The sequence below is a fragment of the Methylocella silvestris genome (assembly GCF_002891535.1).
GTDB classification, from domain to species: domain Bacteria; phylum Pseudomonadota; class Alphaproteobacteria; order Rhizobiales; family Beijerinckiaceae; genus Methylocapsa; species Methylocapsa silvestris_A.
Map to the genome: position 1 here is coordinate 1 of NZ_PDZR01000065.1, position 752 is coordinate 752.

Consider the following 752-nt stretch of genomic DNA (forward strand, 5'->3'; position numbering starts at 1 on the left):
TAGGTCCTGTTGACAAATACCCTCATCCATAGTCGGACGGCGGCGATGAGGACGAAGCCGCGGTAGCTTTCGGCGGTCTTGTCGTAGCGGGTCGCCAAGCGGCGCCAGTTTTTCAGTTTGTTGAAGCAGCGCTCGATCCGATTTCTGAGGGCGTAGATGTGGCCATCGACGGGAACCTGAACCTTGCGACTGCGCCGTGTCGGAATGATCGGCGTGACAGCTCGTGCGACCATCGCGTCGCGGATCGCATCGGCATCGTACCCGCGATCGGCGAGCAGAACCCCGGGTTCCGGTCCGTCGGCTTCAAGGAGTGGCAACGCACCCGTGTAGTCGGAGGCCTGGCCGGGGGCGATATCGACGGCTACGGGGAGGCCAATTCCGTTCGTTCGGAGATGAATTTTCGTCGTAAAGCCACCTCGCGAGCGCCCGAGACCCTGAATATGAGTCCCCCCCTTGCGCCGGCGGCGCAATGATGGGCCCGGATCACAGTGCTGTCGATCATCTGGACCGTTTCCCCGACGCCTTCGGTGTCGTTCAGCACCTCAAGCAGCAGATCCCAAAGTCCCGAGAGGCTCCAGCGGCGGAACTGACGGTAGACCGTACCCCACTTGCCGAAGACTTCGGGCAGATCTCGCCACTGGGCGCCGGTGCGGGCGATCCAGAACACGCCGTCGAGCACCAGCCGATGATCCCGAGGCGGCCGGCCGCTGTGCGCACCGCGCGTGGTCACAAACGGCTCGAAGAACGCCCAC

At 63.6% G+C, this 752-nt stretch carries 1 protein-coding gene; it reads right to left on the reverse strand.

Features of this window, described 5'->3' with window-relative positions:
- Nucleotides 1–752 (reverse strand): IS5 family transposase gene (locus tag CR492_RS20250; protein WP_102845504.1). Its coding sequence is split into 2 segments (ribosomal slippage), with 753 coding nucleotides annotated over them: nucleotides 1–451 and nucleotides 451–752; the frame shifts between segments, so codons are not numbered across the junction. This gene is flagged as partial in the annotation.